Origin of the sequence: Thioclava electrotropha (assembly GCF_002085925.2) — a bacterium.
In the GTDB taxonomy this organism is placed as follows: domain Bacteria; phylum Pseudomonadota; class Alphaproteobacteria; order Rhodobacterales; family Rhodobacteraceae; genus Thioclava; species Thioclava electrotropha.
The window spans coordinates 3,158,330-3,177,054 of sequence record NZ_CP053562.1 but is presented as its reverse complement, the minus strand read 5'-3'; the positions used below and the strand labels follow the sequence as shown (position 1 = coordinate 3,177,054).

Genomic DNA, 18,725 nt, shown 5'->3' with positions numbered 1-18,725 from the left:
GCAGAACCGAAGTCATGCACGCGCCCGGCCATATGCAGTGTCAGACGGCCGATGAAAACTTGGCACAGGTCGCCTGCGCCAAAGCCGTCCTATTTGGTGAAGGTGAAGAAGACACGACAGCCTTCCAAAGCCCGTTGCGTTGTCTGGTCACTTCATACCGATCCACCCTACGAGCAATATACCGATGAACGGGAGGCGCTAAAGTTCGTCAGCGCCGCCGAGAGCAATCTTTGGCGCACTCGAAATGCCTGCCTTTGGCGGCGCCCGCTTCCCGATCTTCGAGGCGGATCGTCACTTTAGATATCGAGAGCACGGGTGTCCTGAAGGGCAAAGACGAGACGGATACTAAGATGGAAGCAGATCTCCACGAAGAGGCCGGAGCTTCGGTGAACGAAGTCTGACGTGTCCGTCCCGTCACGCTGAGTGCTATCGCGCAGCGCGTATTCCGAATTCCCTCAGGTGCCATATATCATTTGGGCGGATAGCCCGCTCACGCACCTGTGCTATCCTATTCCACTAAGGCCTGGGGAGGCTGAAAGTCGGAGGGGATATGAATACGCTCAACAAGGAGGGTTTAAGCGGGGTGTCCCAAGCTGCGCCGCGGCGCAGGAGTGATGCGTGCATTTGTTTCGTGGGGCCGCGGGAGATTTTCAGCGATGTGATCGTTCGGACGCTCGAGAGCGAGGTGCCGGAGATCCCGGTGGTCCGCGTAGACTATCTGGAGGAAATCCCTCAACGCCGCGATGAGAATGCCCGCTTTCCGAATGGCGACAGGATTTCCACTTTGATCGTGGAGGAAGGCAACGCCGCAGGACTGAAAGCGTTCATCGCGGCGCGGGGAGAAGCTCTTTCGCGCATGCGCTTCGCGATTGCCTATACGGAGGACAGGCCTGACAGGGAAGCAATGGATTTCCTTCGATCGGGCGCCCTGCTCGATCAGGTGAGCTTCCTGCCGATGAACATCAACATCACGACTTGGATGCTGACATTGCGCATCATCCTGTCGGGGGGGCACGTTGTCCCGCCGGCGCTTCTTGAAACCGGACTGACTGTGTCGAAAGCGGCCTCGAGAAAGCTTGCCGAGCCGGGCCTCGACCTGGAGCCGACGCCGGACGTGATGGACACGCTGACGCGGCGCGAACGGGAGGTGTTACAACTTCTGGCATCCGGACAGCAGAACAAGAACATCGCGGATCGCCTTCAGGTCTCAGAGCACACTGCGAAGATCCATACGCATCGGATTATCAACAAGCTCGGCGTGAGTAACCGGACAGCGGCGGCTATCTGGTATCACCGTCACGAGGCAAGAGCCTCACTTTAGTAGAAGATATGGAACGCCTCGCCGCGCGGAAACGGCGGGCGGGGTTAGGGTATCGGTTTTCGCAAATTGTCTGATCAGGCCGCTTGAGCGTCATGCCGCGCAGGCACAGCATCGACATTGCCATCGGCAGAACCAATGCAAGTTCGTCCGCGCGGTTGAGATATTCGCAAAGAGAGAATGCATCGCCGGCCGCTCCGCTGAGCTTTGACAACAACGCGCATGTGCTCTCGATCAGCCCGCCATGCCGTTGGAGGTGAAGGCGCTCATCGAAACGCTCAGGCCAAAGATACTCTGACCCAATAATCACCGGATCGTCGAGCCAATCCGCGCGCGAATTGCAGGCGCCCTCGGTGATTTCGAACCAAACCTGCTTTCGGGTCTTGCTCTGGATGATCGAAGCTCGTTCTTTCACCTGACCAGCGGCTAAGACATCGGCGACTTTCAATGTCACGAGATCACATCCTCGGAGCTTAGTTTCGATGGCGAGATTGAAGAGCGCCAGGCTGCGCACCTTTTTGGCGATTTCCAGCCCCACGCGGATCGCTCAGACATGCTTTGGCAGCAGTGGTCGCTTCTGCCCGACGATGCGCCCCTTGTTCCAAGCGGGAAGGAGGGAACGAATGAAAGGTAGGTTTTCAGTTTGCACGGGTGTTCTCCCAGTCCACCACGCCCACCTCATCACCAACCCGACGTTGGCGCCTAAGCTTAGCACATCAGAGTGCGATTGAAGCGAATGCCAGGATCAAGCCCAAAAATGAACCGGATTGGTAGAGCTCGGACCTATCGCTCTCGATCGGTTTTCGCCTTGATCACGCTGCGCACCAACTTGCCAAAGGCGCGGTCCTTTTGGCGGCGCTCCGCAAGGGTGGCGGAGTTGAAGGTCTCCTCCGCCTGGAGCTTGCGCCAGCGCGCGAGCCGCGAGGCGTCGAGGCTGCCGTCCTCGATAGCGGATCGGACAGCGCAGCCGGGCTCTGTCTCGTGGCGACAGTCGGTGAAGCGGCAGCTCGCAGCCAGCGCCTCGATATCTTCGAACACGTCGGCGATGCCTGCGGCAGCGTCGGTCAGCTGCACTTCGCGCATGCCCGGCGTGTCGAGAACGAGGCAGCCGCTGGGCGTGCCGTGCAGCTCGCGCCGGGTCGTGGTGTGCCGGCCTTTGGCATCGTCCTCGCGGATGCCTTGTGTGGAGATGGCCTGCGTGTCGAGGAGCGCGTTCGTCAAGGTGGATTTGCCCACGCCGGAGGAGCCGAGGAAAGCAACAGTGCGGGCGGGCTTGCACCAGTCGGCCAGCGCCTCGACGGGCGCGGCGCTGCGAGCGTCCAGCGCCACGACCGGCACCCGCTCCGACACCGCTCTCGCCGCTTCGACAAAGGACGCGGTGTCGTCGGTCAGATCCGCCTTGGTCAGGACGATCACGGGGTCGATCCCGGCTTCGAAGGTCAGCGCGACGTAGCGCTCCAGCCGCGCCACGTTGAAATCCGCGTTGCAGGAGGTGACGACGAAGACGGTGTCGATGTTCGCCGCGACAAGCTGCACCTCGCGGCCCGTGCCCGGCGCACGACGCTTGATCAGGCTCTTGCGCTCCAGCACGCGGCTCGACTTCGGGCGCACGCGGTCGAGCAGCAACCAGTCGCCGACCGTGGCGCCCGGTCCCGGCGGGATTGTCTGGTTTATGCCGTCACCCGCTACCTGCAAACCGCTGCGATGCACGGCACACACACGCACCGGCGGTGTCGCGGTCAGCGCATCAACGTCTATCTGCCGTGCGAAGGCCGGGCCCCAGCCCAGCCGCTCCAGCGCAGAGGGCGCGCGCCGTTTTGGCGTGCCTCCGGGCAGGAAGGCGGAGTAGTCGCGAACCATGTGCCTGCCTACCAGAGCGCCGGGTCGTCGAAGGCGGCGACACAGCGGGCGGTGCCGCGCAGGGGCGTCAGCGGCGCGTCGGTCAGGGACTGGGCGATCCAGCCCTGTGACTGCTGGAGTGGCTGCGGCGCCGGCAGGTCGGCCTCCGAGACGGGCTCGAAGCCCACGCGACCATAGAAGGCCTGGTCGCCATAGGTCACGGCGATGTCCACATCCTCCCGCCGGAGCGCGTCGAGGCCGTGGGCGATCAGCCGCTGCCCGATGCCCTTGCCTTGATGCGCTGTCGCCACAGCCACGGGCGCCATCATGAAGACCGTGCGCGGATCGCTCGCATAGGTGAGGCGCGTGAAGAAGATCCCGCCGAGAAGCGTGCCGTCCTCCCAAGCGCTGAAGACGCGCAGATCTTCAGCGGGCGTCTCCACGATCAGGCGGCGCGCGAGGGCGCCGATCAGCGCGCCTTCCTCCGCGCCTTCCGAGGCCGCGTAGGTCGCTCTGAACAGCTCCGCAATCGCTTCGGCGTAGGTGGTGTAGTCCGTTGAATAGTCCATGTCTCGATCCTCTCTGGTGCCTGGTGGGGTCAGACCCGCTCCAGCACGAACATCTCGTATCCGAACTGCCCGCATCCGGCCTGATTCAAGGCGATCTCGCGGTGCAGGTCGTCGAGGACTCGGCTCCCCGCGAGGTCCAGCTCTAAGGCCTCGAGCCGCGCGGTGAGCGGGCGGTAGTAGGTGTCCATCGCCTCGCGCCCCATGTCGAAATGTCCGAGGACGCGGTAGCCCGCGCGCTTCGCCTGTGCGACGCGGCTCGCGGGCGTCGTCATCGCGGGGTATTCTGCGGCCCAGAAGGCGCGGACCTCGTCTTCGGGTTTGTCAGTCCGCCAGACCATGTCGGAGAACACGAGGACGCCGCCGGGGCGCAGGAGCGCCCGCCAGTCCGCAAGCGCCTTTTCAACGCCAAGGATATAGGCGCTGCCCTCGGACCAGATCACATCCCAGGGACGCTTTGAGGTCGGGATTGCGGCCATGTCGACGTTCTGCACCTCGATCCGGTTGTTGAGTCCGCGCGCCGCGATCCGCGCCCTGAGCTTGTCGAGCGCCAGCTCGGCCGTGTCAGTGGCCGTGATCCGCGCCATGCTCGCCTCGGCCAGCGTCATCGTTGCCATGCCGGGCCCGCAGCCGATCTCGAGGATCGTCTCGGGCGCGAACGGCACCATCGCCAGCGCCCGACGCGTCGCCTCGGCCATTCCCGGGCCCCACCAATCGAGGTCGGCGAACACCTCCATGAACCCGGCCATGTAGGCGTCGTGGGCGTTCATGTCCTTGGAGACCAGCGCGACCAGCCCGGCCTCCGCGCTGGAAAACCCCTGCGACATCAGCCACGAGCGGTGCAGATCGGGTGCGACGCGCTCGACCTCTTCGTGCCAGTCCTTGAGGCTCGATTGCCCCAGCAGAGCCGCCAGAAGGTCGCGCGACCGCGTCTTCTTCGCGATTTCGTGCTCCAGCGTCTCAAGCCGTTGGTTCAGCATCTCTCGGTGGAGCTCTCCATCGAGGCAGGCCTGACACTCTTTCAAGCTAAGGCCGCCCGCCTGGAGCTGCTGCATCAGACGCAGCCGCTGCCGGTCGGCGTCGGTGTAGACGCGATAGCCATTAGCCTGCCGCTGGCCCTGCAGCAGGCCGAGCTTCTCGTAATAGAGCAGCGTCGCGCGCGACACGCCCACTCTCTCCGCCAGTTCCGAAATTCGATACATCAGTCGCCCTATCCGCTCACACCGATTCTCATCACTAAAGGCGGTGCTAAGGTGTGAAGCTATAGACAGGTCAACAGAAAATCGCGTCGGTCTGCGCTTTCATCGCATCGGAAACACCATGCTTTCCTTCACTGTGCCATAGGCGAAACTCGTGTCGATTGATCCTATGCCGCCGACGCGGTGGAGGCGTGCCCGGATGAAACGCTCGTAGTCATCCAGAGAGTCGACCACGACACGCAGTTGGTAATCGGTCTGGCCGGTCATCACATGGCATTCCAGAACCTCGTCCATGCGGTCGACCTCGCGTTCGAAGGTCTGGACGGTGGTTTCGTCGTGCCGCTCGAGGCGGATGCGAACGAAAGCGGTGATCGGCAACCCATAGGCGCGTGCGTCTACCCGCGCCGCGTAGCCACGGATCACACCTTCCTTTTCGAGGTTGCGCAAGCGGCGCAGGCAGGGCGATGGCGAAAGACTGACCGCAGCGGCCAGATCCTGGTTCGACATGCGCCCGTCCTGTTGCAGGGCGCGGATGATCTGGCGATCTTTTTCGTCCATGTTTCAGCCTCCGGTTAGCAGATTATGCCAATCAGATGTCAAATAAGGGTAAATAACGCAATCCACGACATGCGAGGTCGCGATATTCTGCTGAAAATAGGAGGTCGCACATGTCCCAATCCCAAGGTTTCGCCACCCGCGCCATTCACCTCGGCTACGATCCGCTGAGACACGAGGGCGCCCTCACGCCGCCCCTGCATCTGACCTCGACCTTCGCCTTCGAGACCGCCGAGGCCGGGGGCGAGACCTTTGCCGGGGACCGCGCGGGCTATATCTATTCGCGCATCTCGAACCCCACGCTCGATTTGCTCGAACGCCGGGTGGCGGCTTTGGAGGGGGCCGAGGCGGGGCTTGCGCTCGCCTCCGGCATGGGCGCGATCACCTCCGTTCTCTGGACGCTTCTGTCGCCTGGCGATGAGGTGATCGTCGACAAGACGCTTTACGGCTGCACTTTCGCTTTCATGCATCACGGGCTGACGAAGTTCGGGATCACGGTCACCCATGTCGACCTGACCGATCCGGCGAACCTGAGCGCCGCCATGACCGAGCGCACCCGCGTGGTCTATTTCGAGACGCCGGCAAACCCGAACATGCGTCTGGTCGATATCGCGGCGGTCTCCGCCATCGCCCACTCGGGAGGCGCGCAGGTCGTCGTCGACAACACCTATGCCACCCCCTATCTGACGCGGCCGATCACGCTCGGAGCCGATCTGGTAGTGCATTCGGCCACCAAATATCTGGGCGGCCATGGCGATCTGGTCGCAGGCGTCGCGGTCGGACGGGCCGAGGCGATCACCGAGATCCGTCTGGTCGGCATGAAAGACATGACGGGGGCAGTCATGGCGCCCTTCAACGCGATGCTGATCCTGCGCGGCCTCAAAACCCTTGCCCTGCGCATGGAGCGTCACTGTGCCAGCGCGCAGGTGGTGGCCGAGTGGCTGGAGAACCATCCCGAGGTGGCCACAGTGCATTATCCGGGTCTCAAGAGCTTCGACCAGCACGACCTCGCCGGCCGCCAGATGGCGAAGGCGGGGGCGATGATCGCCTTCGAACTGAAGGGCGGGCTGGAGGCCGGGCGGCGGATGATGAACGGGCTGCGCATGATCGCGCGGGCGGTGTCGCTGGGCGATGCGGAAACCCTGATCCAGCACCCCGCCTCGATGACCCATTCCACCTACACCCGCGAGGAACGGGCGGTGCATGGCATCAGCGACGGGCTGATCCGGCTCTCGGTCGGGCTGGAAGACGTGTCGGATATCCTCGATGATCTGGACGGCGCCCTTGCGCCCGCCCGCGTCATGCGTAGCGCCTGAGATTTGCGAGGTTAGGATGAGCTCCGACGCACAGCATCTGAAGATCCTCGAGCAGCGGCTGCTTTGGCTGTCGCACTGGATGATCCACCACGCCAACCACATCCGCCCCAAGGTGGATGGCATCAAGATCGGTGGTCACCAAGCCTCTTCGGCATCAATGGTGTCGATCATGACGGCGCTCTATTTCTCGGCGCTGCGGCCCGAGGATCGGGTGGCGGTCAAGCCGCACGCGTCGCCGGTGTTTCATGCGATCCAGTATCTCATGGGCCATCAGACCCGTGAGAAGATGGAGGCGTTCCGGGGCCTCGGCGGTGCGCAAAGCTACCCGAGCCGCACCAAGGATGTCGATGACGTGGATTTCTCCACCGGTTCGGTCGGGCTTGGCGTCGCGATCACCGCTTTTGCATCGCTGGTGCAGGATTATGTCGCGGCCAAGGACTGGGGCGCGGATCTGCCGCTCGGGCGCATGGTGGCGCTGGTCGGCGATGCCGAGCTGGACGAGGGCAATGTCTACGAGGCGCTGCAAGAGGGCTGGAAGAACGACCTGCGCAATTGCTGGTGGATCATCGACTACAACCGCCAGTCGCTCGACGGGATCGTGCGCGAGGGGCTGTTCGGACGTGTCGAGAAGATCTTCGAAGCCTTCGGCTGGGACGTGGTGCGGGTTAAATACGGTGCGCTGCAACGCGCGGCGTTCGAGGAACCCGGCGGCGCGGCCTTGCGCGACTGGATCGACGGCTGCCCGAACGCGGAATACTCAGCGCTGACCTATATGGGCGGCGCGGTCTGGCGCAAACGTCTGATGGATGATCTGGGCGATCAGGGCGATGTGACGGCGTTGATCGAGCGGCGCTCGGATGCAGAGCTGGCGGCCCTGATGGAAAATCTCGGCGGCAACTGTGTCCATACCATGGCCGAGACCTTCGCCTCCATCGACCATGACCGGCCGACCTGTTTCCTGGCCTATACGATCAAGGGCTGGGGCACGCCCATCGCGGGACACAAGGACAATCACGGCGGGTTAATGACCAAGGCGCAAATGGCCGAATGGCAGCGCCATATGAATGTGCCCGAGGGGCAGGAATGGGAGCCTTTCGCGACGGTCGTCGATGTCGAAAGCTTGCGCGCCTTCCTCGATCGCGTCCCGTTCTTCGCCAAGGGCGCGCGTCGCTACAGCGATGCCAAGCTGCCCACGCCCGCGCTCTCGGTCGTGTCTGATCGGGAGATCTCGACGCAAGCGGCTTTCGGCAAGATCCTCGACGATCTCGCTAAGGGCGACAGCGCGCTCTCCGAGCGGATCATGACCACCTCGCCGGACGTCACGGGCACCACCTCGCTCGGGCCTTGGGTCAACCGGCGCAAGCTCTTCGCCCGCACCGCGCGAGAAGATGCTTTCATCGAACATCGCATCCCCTCGACCGCGAAATGGGAATTTACCCCGCAGGGCCAGCACATCGAGCTTGGCATCGCCGAGATGAACCTGTTTCTGCTACTCGGGGCCGCGGGCCTGTCGCACAGCCTGTTCGGCAAGCGCATGATCCCGATCGGCACGGTCTACGACCCCTTCATCCATCGCGGCCTCGATGCGCTGAACTACGCCTGTTATCAGGACGCGCGGTTCCTGATCGTCGGCACCCCCTCGGGCGTGACTTTGGCACCCGAAGGCGGAGCACATCAGTCGATCGGCACGCCGCTCACCGGGATGGCGCAGGACGGGCTGGCGAGCTTCGAGCCCGCTTTCGCGGACGAGCTGGCGGTCATTATGGAATGGGCCTTCGACTATCTCCAGCGCGATGGCGAGGGAGACCCCGACGAGCGGACCTGGCTCCGCGACGAGACCGGTGGATCGGTCTATCTGCGTCTGACGACGAAACCGCTGGAGCAGCCCGGCAAGCGGCATGACGACGCCTTCCGGCAGGGCGCTATTGACGGGGCCTACTGGCTGCGTCCGCCGGGGCCGAATTGCGAGGTGGTCATCGCCTATCAGGGCGCCGTCGCCGATGAGGCCATCGCCGCGGCGGGCATCATCGCGGAAGCGCGCCGGGACGTCGGCGTGCTGGCCGTGACCTCGGCCGACCGGCTGAATGCGGGTTGGACGGCGGCACAACGCGAACGGGCGCATGGCAACGGTGCGGCGCGCTCCCATGTCGAGCAGCTTCTGGCGCCCCTGCCACGGCATTGCGCCTTGGTAACGGTGATCGACGGCCACCCGGCGACGCTCGGTTGGCTCGGCGCGGTTGCGGGCCACCGGACCATCTCGCATGGGGTCGAGCATTTCGGGCAAACCGGCACGATCGGCGATCTTTACCGGCATTTCCGCATCGACCGCGAAGCAATCATTGCCTCCGTCAATGGCCTGACGATGGGCGCGCGGTGCGCTTGAAGGCACACATCAAGACAAGCGGGCCAGCGACGGTTCAAGCGCCCTGTTTCTGGTAGACACTCCTGACGAAAACACTCCCAACCGCGATCATCGCAACCGGGCGAACTACCAAACAAGCTTACCGGAAGCATCTAAGATTTTCCAAAGCCAAGGGCAGTTCTACGTTCTTCGTGCAAACCTCGATGGTTCAGGCTCGGCTTGCCGCATGAAGGTCAGCTTCCTCAGGGCGCGATATCTGCCTTCGCGACTGCAGCGAAGGACCGCTTCCCGCCGATTCTGTGGAAAAACACCCGTTCGCGATTGCAGAAATTGGAAGCTTTCGTGATGTGCGACTGCCTTTCCTATAAGGCTTTCCGCGGTTGCTGCGGTGCGGGAAAGATCTTCGCCAGCTTCCTGAGGTTCTGGGCGGTTGCGGCGAGGAGAAATTCGTCATTTGCGCCGCACGGGCCACGTAGTCGGAGGCGTCCGAGGCCAAGGATGCGTTTGAGGTGCGCGAAGAGCATCTCGACTTTCTTCCGAAGCTTCATCGAGACCTCGTATTGCCTGGTCTTTGCGATGTCCCTGGCGACCTGGCGGGCGTCTTCGTGTTCCTCGCGGGTGATGGACCGGAAGTCCATGTTCGGGCAGCAGTGCTGCTTCGAAGGGCAGGCCTGACAGATGTGCTTCAAGCCGCGGTATTTGGCGACGCCCTTGCCGGTCGGTCCTCTGTTCGGGTCGGAATAGTTCCGGCGGAACTGCTTCAGCGTCTGACCCTCTGGGCAGATGTATTGATTGTTTTCGGCGTCCCACTCGAAGTCGGCCCGAGTCCAGGTGCCATCGTTACGGCCCGACTTGTCCAAGACGGGGATGTGCGGCGCGATCTTGCGCTCGACCAGCCAACCCAGCATCGGCCCGGTGCCATAGGCGGTATCCGCGATCAGGCGTTCGGGATGCAAATCGAACTTGGCCTTCACCCGGTCCAGCATGGTGCGTGTCGAGCCGACCTCCGCCTGCCGGATCGACCGCGTCGCCTCGACATCCACAATGACGCCGTGATCCGTGTCGATCAGGTAGTTGTCTGAATAGCTAAAGAATGCCGGACCCTTGCGCGCTGCCGTCCACTGGCTGGCCGGGTCGGAATGCGAGGTGAACTTGGGCTGGACCTCGCTGGCGGCACCGAAGGCGGCCTCGTCCAGCGTCTCAAGATACTCGCGAACGGCGCGGGGCGCATCCGTCGGATCGATTTGCGAGGCGTCCCACTCTTCCTTCGGCGTCGAGTTCTGCTTGTTCGCATCCGCCTCGATCAGGCTGGCATCGACCGCCATGCGCTGCCCGCTCACCAGGCCTGCCTCGATGCAGCGTGCGACCGTCATCTCGAACAGGTGGCGTAGCAGCTCGCTGTCACGAAACCGGCCATGGCGGTTCTTCGAAAAGGTGGAGTGATCCGGCACCCGGTCAGCAAGGTCGAGCCGGCAGAACCAGCGATACGCCAAGTTCAGATGCACCTCTTCGCAGAGGCGCCGCTCGGACCGGATGCCGGAGCAATAGCCGACCAGAAGCATGCGGATCAGCAGTTCGGGGTCGACAGACGGACGGCCCGTGTGACTGTAGAAATCCGCAAGATGAGCACGGATGCCGCTCAGGTCGACGAACCGGTCGATGGATCGAAGTAGGTGATCTTGCGGAACATGGTCCTCCAGCGAAAACTCATAGAACAGCGCTGGCTGAGCTTCCTGCTTCGGTCCCATCATCGCCAATCCTCCCACCTGATGTCGGAATTGAATCAGCGCCACGCCCAGCAATCAAGCGCGAGTTTTTCAACGGAATACGCCCATTCTGGTCTCGGAGTTCGTCGTTCCGCGAGAATTTCTTAAAGCAGTTTATGCACTTGGGCGGCCATGCGTAATGGACGCGCAATCCAATTCTCAGAGATGGGTTTTCCATAAACCGAAGCCCGAAGTGCTCGGGACGGCTTCGGTTTACAGGATTGAGCGTTATGCCGAGGTTGCCGCAACGCCCTGAACGAGAACCGGCTCAAAATAGGTCTTCGAGCGCCCGCCGATCGTGATCGGGTCGATCATCGAGACGCATTTCTGGTAATGCGCGGTCTTGCGGTGATCCTCGAGCGCGTCATCGCTTTGAAAGATTTCGTAGACGAAGAAATTGTTCTCGTCCTCGGGGTCGTGCAACAGGTCGAAGCGCAGGTTGCCCGGTTCTTCGCGCGTGCCGTCGCAGTTGATCTTGAAAGCTTCGAGGAAAGTCTCGCGCGTGCCCGGCTGCACCTTGATATTCACCAGTTGGATCAGCATTCAGAAGTCCTTTCTTGCAGGTCTCACGTGCCTGGGGCACGCCACATGGATTGGGTCACGCCGTCGGCCACGAGCGCGCGCTGCGCGGCATAGGCGCGCTGCCAGCGCTCGCTCGCCTCGTCGTAGAGGTCGCGCAGCGCGCTGTTCGGTTGGTATTCATCTTCGATGCAGGACCATGCCGCGCCTGCGTCCTTGAGCGAGCCGAACTGGCCCGCCCCGGTCGCCGCGGCAGCCGCACAGCCAAGCGCAGTGGCCTCCTTCACCTTGGAGGTCGCGACTGGCAGGCCGGTGACATCCGCAAGGATCTGCGCCCAGTGCGGGGATTTTGACGCGCCTCCGGCAAAAACAATGCGCGTGGGACGCTCGCCGGTCAGGGCGAAGACCGCCTCGAGATTGCGATGGGCGACGATGGCGGCATTCTCCTGCAATGCGCGGAAGATCGCAGCTGGGCCGGATTTCTCGGGATCGAGCGAGAGGTTGAGCAGCGACGGCGCGGCGTGGATCCATTCGTTGTAGCGCATCACGTCGGAAAGGATCGGGATGATCCCATGCGCGCCGGGCGGCACCTCCGTCGAGGCGGCTTCCAGCTCGGAATATCCCTCGCCCTGCCCGAAGGCGTCGCGGAACCAGCGCATCGCCGCCCCGGTGAAGAAGCTAATCGCTTCGGCCTGATTGAGATGCGAGACCACATGCGGGTTGATCCGGAGTTTCATGCTCGGATCTGTCAGGGTCAGCGGAACATTGACCACCTGCTGCCAGAACGTGCCGCCGAGCACCGCGCAATCGCCATTCTCGACGATCCCCAGCCCCAGCCCGCCGGTTTGGCAATCGCCCCCACCTGCCACGACAAGCGTGCCGGGCGCCAGCCCGGTTTCCTCTGCGGCGGTGCCCGTCACCGTTCCCACGCATTCTCCGGTCACGACGCTGCGCGGAAGATGTCGCTGCGCAGCCCCAGTTTCTCCATCGCATCGCCCAGCACCTTGCGATCGGCGAGTCCGATTAGCCCGGTCGTCCCGGCGTTTGACGGCTCGGAGGTCAGTTCTCCGGAAAGCCGATAAAGCACCCAATCCGACAGCATCGTCAGGGTTCGTGCCCGTTCGAGTACCTCGGGTATGTGCCGGCGCAGCCAGATCAGCCGGGGCAGGGCGCCAAGCGCGTAGGTCTGACCCGAGCGCGCATAGATGTCTTCCTCCAGCCCCGGATAGTCCCGCTTGAGTTCGCGGACCTCGGCATCGGCGCGCGCATCGACATTCGCGCAGGCCCAGATTTCCGCGCCGCTCTCGTCATGCAGGACGAAGGCCTCGCGCATCGCCGTGGCGCTGACCGAGACGATATCCTTCGGATCGACGCCGGAATTCGCGATCACCTCGCGGCAGCAGCGGGTCAGCGCCGCCCAGTTGCCTTCCGTGTCGAAATCCATCGAGCCAGGATAGCGCGGGTCGCTGTCGTGCCACCATTCCTGCCCGGCGGTCGCAATCTCGGCGCCGGTCTCGTCGAACAGGACGGCCCGTCCGCTGCCGGTGCCGGCGTCGAAGGCGAGAAAATAGCGCATGTCAGTCCTCCGCGGCGTCGAGGAGCGACAGCGCGGTCGACTCATCGGTCACCAGAATGTCGAGAATTTGGCCGCGTAGCGCGGCGAGAATCGGGGTCACCTTGTTTGGGCCACCGGCGGCGCCGATCACCTGCTCGCAGTCGCGGAGCTGGACCAGATCGACGCCGATCACGCGCTCATGCAGCGGCAGTTCCATGTCCTGCCCGGTCCGGTCGTAAAACCGGCAGAGCACATCGCCACGTGCACCGCTGCGGCGCAGTGGCTCGATTTCGCCTGCGGTGATGTAGCCTTGCGCAACCACGGTCGCCTGTTCCGAGATGCCGCCTATCCCGACCAGCTTGTAATCGGCCGCGATCGCTTGGTTGAGGAGCGACGAAATCGCAGGCTCGCGCAGCAGGGCCGCGGCCAATTCCGGCGTCGAGACGACGAGCGGCGCGGGGATGATGTTCGGCGTGCGGTCCCAATGTGCCTCGCGCATCCCCTGCACATAGGTCTGCACGCCGCCCGTCAGCGAAAACAGCTCGATGCGGCGTTCATGCACGACATGGCCGAGCACCCGGATCGCGTTCGAAACGGTGGCGCCCCAGCCGACCGCAAGACTGTCGCCGGGCGCGAGTTTCTGCATGAGGTAATTCGCCGCCGCCTGTCCTATCCGCGCGTCAACATCTGATCCGGTGCTGTCGGGGATAACGCGGCAATCCTTGAGGCGGAATCGCTCCTGCAGACGAGTCTCGATCTCGAGGCAGCCTTGCTGGCGCGAATTTATCCGCACCTCGATCAGCCCGGAGGCGCGCCCAGCATCGAGAAGTCGCGATACCTTGATGCGCGAGAGGTTGAGCTGATGCCCGACTTCGCTCTGCGTGAGCCCGTCATTGTAATAGAGCCAAGCGACCCGCGCGAGCAGGGCTTCGTCCGTTTCGTTCGGCGCGAGCTCTTCCATGACGATCGGTCCTCCGGAGTGGTGGGGTAATGTTCAAACAACTCGTTACAAAAACATATGAACAAGTCAATAACTCAAAATCGCCGCAGTGCAGCGTAAAAAATAAGCTAAAAATTGTTGACAGCGAAGACAACGAATGAACAGATGTTTTGTAGACAAACAGATGAACATTCGAGAAAATGGGATGTTGATCGAGGGAGGCGCTATGACATCTGTGCTCGCCGAGCTTGGCCGGGTTACTAAAAGCTACGGCGGCGTGCCCGTGCTTAAGGGCGTGGATTTCGCGGTGCGTGCCGGGGAAATCCATGCGCTTCTGGGCGGTAATGGTGCGGGTAAGTCCACCTTGATGAAAATTCTCGCGGGTCTGGTCGCGCCGACGGCGGGGCGGGTCTCCATCGGTGGAGCGCCACTGCATCCCGCGACGCCCGCGCAGGCGCAGGCGATGGGGCTGTATCTGGTGCCGCAAGAGGCGCATATCTTCCCCAATCAAAGCGTTCTGGAGAATATCTGCATTGGCCTGCCGCGCCGGGCAGAGGCGTATCGCGCCCGCATTGGCGAGCTGATTGCGGACCTTGGCGTCGCGCTGTCGCCCGATGCCAAGGCCGCGACCCTCGAGATCGCAGACCGACAGATCGTGGAAATCCTGCGGGGCCTCGTGCGCGAGGCGAAGGTGCTGATCCTTGACGAGCCGACCTCGGCGCTTACCCCGCATGAGGTGGACACGCTCTTCGATCGAATGCGGGCGCTGCGCGCGACGGGTCACGGGCTCGTCTTCATTTCGCATAAGCTCCACGAATTGCGTGCGGTTAGCGACCGGATCACGGTGCTGCGCGACGGCTATGTCGTGCACAGCGCGAAGATGGCCGAAAGCAACGATGCGGAAATCCTGGCTGCAATGAGTCCCGGCGTGGCTGCCCTGCGTGACCGCCGAGCCGACAGGGCCCGCGCCGAGCGCAAGACGCTCGAGGTTGCGGCGCTGCGGGGCGAGGGCTTCGTCGATATCTCGTTCGATGTGCACCACGGAGAGGTTCTCGGTCTGACCGGGGTTGTCGGGGCTGGGCGCACCGAACTGGCTGAAACCCTCGTCGGGCTGCGGCCGCGTGCTGGCGGTAAAGTCGCACTCGAGGGCCGCGCCTTCGCTGCCCGGACACCGCGCGACGCGGTGCGTGAGAATGTCGTGCTGTTGTCCGAAGACCGGCAGCAATACGGGCTCTTTCTCGATGCGCCACTTTACTGGAATACCTCTTCGCTCGTGCATTATCTGCTGCCCTTCCTTCTGCGTCCCGGCAAAGAGCGCGCGCGCTTCGACGGCTATCGCAAGACGCTTGGGATCAAATGCGAGGCGGCGGAGCAGCCGGTGCGCAGCCTTTCGGGAGGAAACCAGCAAAAGGTGCTGCTGTCGAAATGCCTCGCCGCGATGCCGCGGGTCCTGATCCTCGACGAGCCGACGCGCGGCGTCGATGTGGGCGCGCGCAATGATATTTACGAACTGATCGAACAGCTGGCTGACGCAGGCACCGCGGTGTTGCTGATCTCGTCTGATTTCGACGAGGTCGTGCGCCTGTCGGACCGGATCGCGGTAATGGCGGGCGGGCATCTCGCCGGCGAGCTTCCGGGCGGAAGCAGCACCGACGAGATCGCCGAACTGGCCTTCGAATCCAAGGAGGCGACCCATGCTTGAACGGATCGCCCGCGAACGTGTCGCGACCCTGTTCCTCGTCACGCTGATCGTGCTGTTGCTTGTCGGTGCGGCGGCGCCCGGGTTCCTGTCGGCGCGCACCGCTTCGATCATCTGGTCGAACGGCCTGGTGCTTATGCTCGTGGCGCTGGGGATTTTTCCGGTGATCCTGACGCGCAATATCGACGTCTCCGGCGGCTCGGTGCTGGGGCTCTCGGCAGTGATGCTGGGTTTGACGGTGAACGCAGGAGCGCCGCTCCCGGTGGCAATAGCGGCCGCGCTTGGTGCGGGCGTGTCAGCAGGCGCGCTCAATGGTGGGCTCGTGGCGCTGCTTGGCGTGCCCTCCATCGTGGCCACGCTTGGCACGCTTGGCCTGTTTCGCGGCGTGATGCTGATCGCCACCGGTGGCGAGTGGATCGAGGAGCTGCCGCAAGGGGTCAAGGACCTCTCCGGCAAGGGTTTCCTCGGGCTGTCGGCGGTAGGGGTCGTAGCGCTCGCGCTGATCGCGGCGGTCTGGCTGGTGCTGCGCACCCGGCGCGGACGCTGGATCTTCGCGGTGGGGGATAACCGCGAGGCCGCGCGCCATCTGGGCCTGCCGGTGCGCCGGATCGAGTTTCTCGCCTTTGTCTGGGCGGGCGCGATGTATGCGATCGCGGGTATCGCCTTTGCAGCGCAGATCGGCTTCGTGCCCAATCAGGCAGGCTCGGGGATGGAACTGCGCGCGATCGCGGCGCTCGTTCTGGGAGGGATCAGCCTGCTCGGCGGCGTCGGATCGGTTGCCGGAGTTGTGATCGGCGTGATCTTCTTCACCTCGATCGACACCGCGCTCGTCTTCCTCAAGATCCCGGCCTACTGGAACGACCTCATCGGCGGCGCGATGCTGCTCGCCGTGCTGCTGATCGACGGTCGACTGCGGATCGCGCTCGAAGCGCGCGACCGCGCGGCGCGTTACCGCCGCGGCGAAACGCCCCCACCCAAAACCCGTGATCTGGAGGAAGCGGCATGAAGCGTCTCGTGATGCGCTGGGAAGTCCTGTTGCTCGGGCTTCTGGTCCTTGAGCTCGTGGTGTTCGGCACCATCAACCCTCGCTTCCTCAAGCTGAGTTCGCTGCTCTATGGCACCTCGGATTTCGTCCATGTCGGGATCGTCGCGGTGCCGCTGACGCTGGTGATCATCGCGGGCGGGATCGACGTGAGCTTCGCTTCCACGGTCGGGCTCTGTGCGATCACTTTCGGGATTGCCAATTTCTTCGGGATGCCGCTTCCGGTTTCGCTTGCGGTGGTCTTCGCGACGGGTGCGCTCGCGGGGCTGCTGAACGCGACGATCATCCGTCTCACGCGGCTGCAACCGCTCGTGGTCACGCTTGGGGCGCTCTACATGTTCTCGGGCGCGGCCACGGTGCTCTCCGGCGTCGTCGGCGCGAACGGCTATGACGGGATCGGCGGCTTCCCGGCAGACTTCACCGGACTTGGCTATCAGATGATCCTCGGCCTGCCGATGCCGCTTTTCGTGTTCCTCGCCTTCTCGCTGGTGATGCTGGTTCTGCTGCATGTCACGCGCTTCGGGCGTCTGGTGTTCCAGATCGGCCAGAACGAATCCGCTGCGCGCCACGCGGGCATGCCCGTCGCTCGGGTGCAGCTACTGACCTATGTCATTACCGGGCTTGCCGCCGCGCTCGCGGGGCTGCTGCTGTCGGCCTATTTCGGCTCGGCGCGGGTTGATCTGGGAAAGGCGACGCTACTGCCCGCGATCACCGCCGCCGTTCTCGGAGGCGCCTCGATTTATGGCGGTCAGGGCTCGGTGATCGGCACCATCATCGCCACTTTCATCATCGGCTATCTGCAGCAGGGCCTGCAGATGAGCGGTGTTCCCAGTCAGGTTTCCAGCGCGTTGTCCGGAGCGCTGCTGGTTGTCGTCGTCGCAATGCGCCACGGGGCGTCCTTGCTGCGCGAGTTCATTCCGGTGCGGCCGCGTCCGTCAGAATGACGCGTCCAGAGAGTTCAGAGGAGGAGAACTGAAATGCGTAAAACGACCAAATGGGTGATGGGCACCCTTGCGGCAGGGATGCTGATGGCCAATTCAGCCGCGGCCGAGGATATCGCCTTCATTCCGAAGCTTGTCGGGGTGGGCTACTTCACGTCGGGCGGTAAGGGCGCCGTCGACATGGGCAAGAAGCTTGGCGACAACGTCACTTATGACGGGCCGACCGAACCCAGCGTTTCGGGGCAGGTTCAGTTCGTGAACAACTTCGTCAATCAGGGCTACAAGGCGGTGATCCTCGCCTCGGTCTCGCCCGATGGTCTATGCCCGGCGCTCAAGCAGGCGATGGCGCGCGACGTGCTGGTAATGACCTGGGACTCGGATGTGAACCCGGATTGCCGCTCCTACTACATCAACCAGGGCACGCCCGCGCAGCTGGGCGGTATGCTGGTGGACATGGCCTCGGACGGGCTGAACGGCAAGGACAAGGCGAAGGTCGCTTTCTTCTATTCCTCGCCGACCGTGACTGACCAGAACGCCTGGGTCGCGGCCGCGAAAGAGAAGATCGCGAAAGAGCATCCCGGCTGGGAAATCGTGACCACGCAATACGGCTATAACGACGCGCAGAAATCGCTTCAGACTGCAGAGGGTATCCTGAGCGCATATCCCGATCTCGACGCGATCATCGCGCCCGATGCCAACGCGCTTCCCGCAGCAGCCCAAGCTGCCGAGAATCTCGACAAGGCAGGCAAGGTGACGATCGTGGGCTTCTCGACGCCCAACGTGATGCGCCCCTATGTGAAGCGCGGGACGGTTGCGCGCTTTGGTCTGTGGGACGTGACCCAGCAAGGCGCGATCTCGGTGGCGGTCGCCGATCACGTGCTTAAGAACGGGCCGCTTCAGGTCGGTGACACGATGGATGTGCCCGGCATCGGCGAAGTGAAGGTCTCGCCCAACTCGGTGCAGGGCTACGATTATGAAGCCAAGGATAACGGCATCGTCCTGCTGCCCGAGCGCACGGTGTTCACCAAGGACAACATCGACAACTTCGATTTCTGATCCCTCGTGATCTCACATGGCGAGGGCGCGGTGACGCGCCCTCGCAAACACG

17 protein-coding genes are annotated in these 18,725 nt (G+C 63.3%); 7 read left to right on the top strand and 10 right to left on the bottom strand.

All coding sequences use genetic code 11. The features are described from left to right. Nucleotides 1-550: 550 nt before the first annotated feature. Complete coding sequence (locus AKL02_RS15120) at nt 551-1,321, top strand: helix-turn-helix transcriptional regulator (protein ID WP_083076163.1); 771 nt, start codon at nt 551-553, stop codon at nt 1,319-1,321. On the opposite strand, the gene AKL02_RS15115 is transcribed toward AKL02_RS15120, so the two are convergent. The 5 genes from AKL02_RS15115 to AKL02_RS15095 all read right to left on the bottom strand — a co-directional run bounded on the left by AKL02_RS15115 (nt 1,281) and on the right by AKL02_RS15095 (nt 5,480). Beyond that, on the bottom strand, nt 1,281-1,856 hold the full coding sequence (locus AKL02_RS15115) for a site-specific integrase (protein ID WP_198453198.1): 576 nt from the start codon (nt 1,854-1,856) through the stop codon (nt 1,281-1,283). The genes AKL02_RS15120 and AKL02_RS15115 overlap by 41 nt on opposite strands. Nucleotides 1,857-2,101: 245 nt before the next feature. Next, complete coding sequence (rsgA, locus tag AKL02_RS15110; RefSeq protein ID WP_083076165.1) at nt 2,102-3,178, bottom strand: ribosome small subunit-dependent GTPase A; 1,077 nt, start codon at nt 3,176-3,178, stop codon at nt 2,102-2,104. An 8-nt stretch (nt 3,179-3,186) separates the two neighbouring features. Then, complete coding sequence (locus AKL02_RS15105; RefSeq protein WP_083076166.1) at nt 3,187-3,726, bottom strand: GNAT family N-acetyltransferase; 540 nt, start codon at nt 3,724-3,726, stop codon at nt 3,187-3,189. A gap of 29 nt (nt 3,727-3,755) precedes the next feature. Beyond that, nucleotides 3,756-4,925, bottom strand: a complete 1,170-nt coding sequence (locus tag AKL02_RS15100; protein WP_083076167.1) for a MerR family transcriptional regulator — start codon at nt 4,923-4,925, stop codon at nt 3,756-3,758. 99 nt (nt 4,926-5,024) lie between these two features. Further along, a complete protein-coding gene (locus tag AKL02_RS15095) occupies nt 5,025-5,480 on the bottom strand; it encodes an Lrp/AsnC family transcriptional regulator (protein ID WP_083076169.1) in 456 nt (151 codons plus the stop codon). Nucleotides 5,481-5,590: 110 nt separating this feature from the next. On the opposite strand from AKL02_RS15095, the gene AKL02_RS15090 reads away from it, so the two are divergent. Together AKL02_RS15090 and AKL02_RS15085 are read left to right on the top strand one after the other, a co-directional pair. Further along, a complete protein-coding gene (locus AKL02_RS15090; protein WP_083076171.1) occupies nt 5,591-6,793 on the top strand; it encodes a methionine gamma-lyase in 1,203 nt (400 codons plus the stop codon). A gap of 16 nt (nt 6,794-6,809) precedes the next feature. Then, the gene (locus AKL02_RS15085; RefSeq protein ID WP_083076173.1) at nt 6,810-9,176 is read left to right on the top strand and encodes a thiamine pyrophosphate-binding protein; all 2,367 of its coding nucleotides are present in this window, start codon (nt 6,810-6,812) and stop codon (nt 9,174-9,176) included. A 341-nt stretch (nt 9,177-9,517) separates the two neighbouring features. Here the strand turns inward: AKL02_RS15085 and AKL02_RS15080 are convergent, their stop codons facing one another. The 5 genes from AKL02_RS15080 to AKL02_RS15065 all read right to left on the bottom strand — a co-directional run bounded on the left by AKL02_RS15080 (nt 9,518) and on the right by AKL02_RS15065 (nt 13,956). Continuing rightward, on the bottom strand, nt 9,518-10,906 hold the full coding sequence (locus AKL02_RS15080; protein WP_198453197.1) for an IS1182 family transposase: 1,389 nt from the start codon (nt 10,904-10,906) through the stop codon (nt 9,518-9,520). A gap of 243 nt (nt 10,907-11,149) precedes the next feature. Continuing rightward, the gene (locus AKL02_RS15075) at nt 11,150-11,464 is read right to left on the bottom strand and encodes an antibiotic biosynthesis monooxygenase (protein ID WP_078599952.1); all 315 of its coding nucleotides are present in this window, start codon (nt 11,462-11,464) and stop codon (nt 11,150-11,152) included. Between the two features lie 23 nt (nt 11,465-11,487). Further along, nucleotides 11,488-12,369, bottom strand: a complete 882-nt coding sequence (locus AKL02_RS21125; protein ID WP_232621637.1) for an FGGY-family carbohydrate kinase — start codon at nt 12,367-12,369, stop codon at nt 11,488-11,490. Nucleotides 12,370-12,380: 11 nt separating this feature from the next. Continuing rightward, complete coding sequence (locus AKL02_RS21120; RefSeq protein WP_232621636.1) at nt 12,381-13,016, bottom strand: FGGY family carbohydrate kinase; 636 nt, start codon at nt 13,014-13,016, stop codon at nt 12,381-12,383. Nucleotide 13,017: 1 nt separating this feature from the next. Further along, nucleotides 13,018-13,956, bottom strand: a complete 939-nt coding sequence (locus AKL02_RS15065) for a sugar-binding transcriptional regulator (protein WP_083079961.1) — start codon at nt 13,954-13,956, stop codon at nt 13,018-13,020. A gap of 205 nt (nt 13,957-14,161) precedes the next feature. Here AKL02_RS15065 and lsrA point away from each other — a divergent pair, with 205 nt between their 5' ends. From lsrA to lsrB, 4 genes are read left to right on the top strand one after another with little or no spacing between them, the layout of a single operon-like run. Further along, nucleotides 14,162-15,637 (top strand): autoinducer 2 ABC transporter ATP-binding protein LsrA, encoded by a 1,476-nt coding sequence (lsrA, locus tag AKL02_RS15060; protein WP_083079959.1) that lies wholly within the window; start codon nt 14,162-14,164, stop codon nt 15,635-15,637. Further along, nucleotides 15,630-16,640, top strand: a complete 1,011-nt coding sequence (locus AKL02_RS15055; RefSeq protein ID WP_083079956.1) for an ABC transporter permease subunit — start codon at nt 15,630-15,632, stop codon at nt 16,638-16,640. The genes lsrA and AKL02_RS15055 overlap by 8 nt, the downstream gene beginning before the upstream one ends. Further along, on the top strand, nt 16,637-17,620 hold the full coding sequence (locus AKL02_RS15050) for an ABC transporter permease subunit (RefSeq protein WP_083079953.1): 984 nt from the start codon (nt 16,637-16,639) through the stop codon (nt 17,618-17,620). Before AKL02_RS15055 ends, AKL02_RS15050 begins: the two co-directional genes overlap by 4 nt. Nucleotides 17,621-17,653: 33 nt before the next feature. Next, nucleotides 17,654-18,673: an autoinducer 2 ABC transporter substrate-binding protein LsrB gene (lsrB, locus tag AKL02_RS15045; RefSeq protein WP_083079951.1), complete on the top strand. Its 1,020-nt coding sequence runs from the start codon at nt 17,654-17,656 to the stop codon at nt 18,671-18,673. Nucleotides 18,674-18,725: the final 52 nt, after the last annotated feature.

Bases quoted from the DNA above. Each gene is read 5' to 3' on its own strand.
- AKL02_RS15100 (WP_083076167.1), bottom strand. From the start codon at position 4,925: ATGTATCGAATTTCGGAACTGGCGGAGAGAGTGGGCGTGTCGCGCGCG.
- AKL02_RS15050 (WP_083079953.1), top strand. From the start codon at position 16,637: ATGAAGCGTCTCGTGATGCGCTGGGAAGTCCTGTTGCTCGGGCTTCTG.
- rsgA (WP_083076165.1), bottom strand. From the start codon at position 3,178: ATGGTTCGCGACTACTCCGCCTTCCTGCCCGGAGGCACGCCAAAACGG.
- lsrA (WP_083079959.1), top strand. From the start codon at position 14,162: ATGACATCTGTGCTCGCCGAGCTTGGCCGGGTTACTAAAAGCTACGGC.
- AKL02_RS15120 (WP_083076163.1), top strand. From the start codon at position 551: ATGAATACGCTCAACAAGGAGGGTTTAAGCGGGGTGTCCCAAGCTGCG.
- AKL02_RS21120 (WP_232621636.1), bottom strand. From the start codon at position 13,016: ATGCGCTATTTTCTCGCCTTCGACGCCGGCACCGGCAGCGGACGGGCC.
- AKL02_RS15065 (WP_083079961.1), bottom strand. From the start codon at position 13,956: ATGGAAGAGCTCGCGCCGAACGAAACGGACGAAGCCCTGCTCGCGCGG.
- AKL02_RS15080 (WP_198453197.1), bottom strand. From the start codon at position 10,906: ATGATGGGACCGAAGCAGGAAGCTCAGCCAGCGCTGTTCTATGAGTTT.
- AKL02_RS15095 (WP_083076169.1), bottom strand. From the start codon at position 5,480: ATGGACGAAAAAGATCGCCAGATCATCCGCGCCCTGCAACAGGACGGG.
- AKL02_RS15075 (WP_078599952.1), bottom strand. From the start codon at position 11,464: ATGCTGATCCAACTGGTGAATATCAAGGTGCAGCCGGGCACGCGCGAG.
- AKL02_RS15090 (WP_083076171.1), top strand. From the start codon at position 5,591: ATGTCCCAATCCCAAGGTTTCGCCACCCGCGCCATTCACCTCGGCTAC.
- AKL02_RS15055 (WP_083079956.1), top strand. From the start codon at position 15,630: ATGCTTGAACGGATCGCCCGCGAACGTGTCGCGACCCTGTTCCTCGTC.
- AKL02_RS15105 (WP_083076166.1), bottom strand. From the start codon at position 3,726: ATGGACTATTCAACGGACTACACCACCTACGCCGAAGCGATTGCGGAG.
- lsrB (WP_083079951.1), top strand. From the start codon at position 17,654: ATGCGTAAAACGACCAAATGGGTGATGGGCACCCTTGCGGCAGGGATG.
- AKL02_RS15085 (WP_083076173.1), top strand. From the start codon at position 6,810: ATGAGCTCCGACGCACAGCATCTGAAGATCCTCGAGCAGCGGCTGCTT.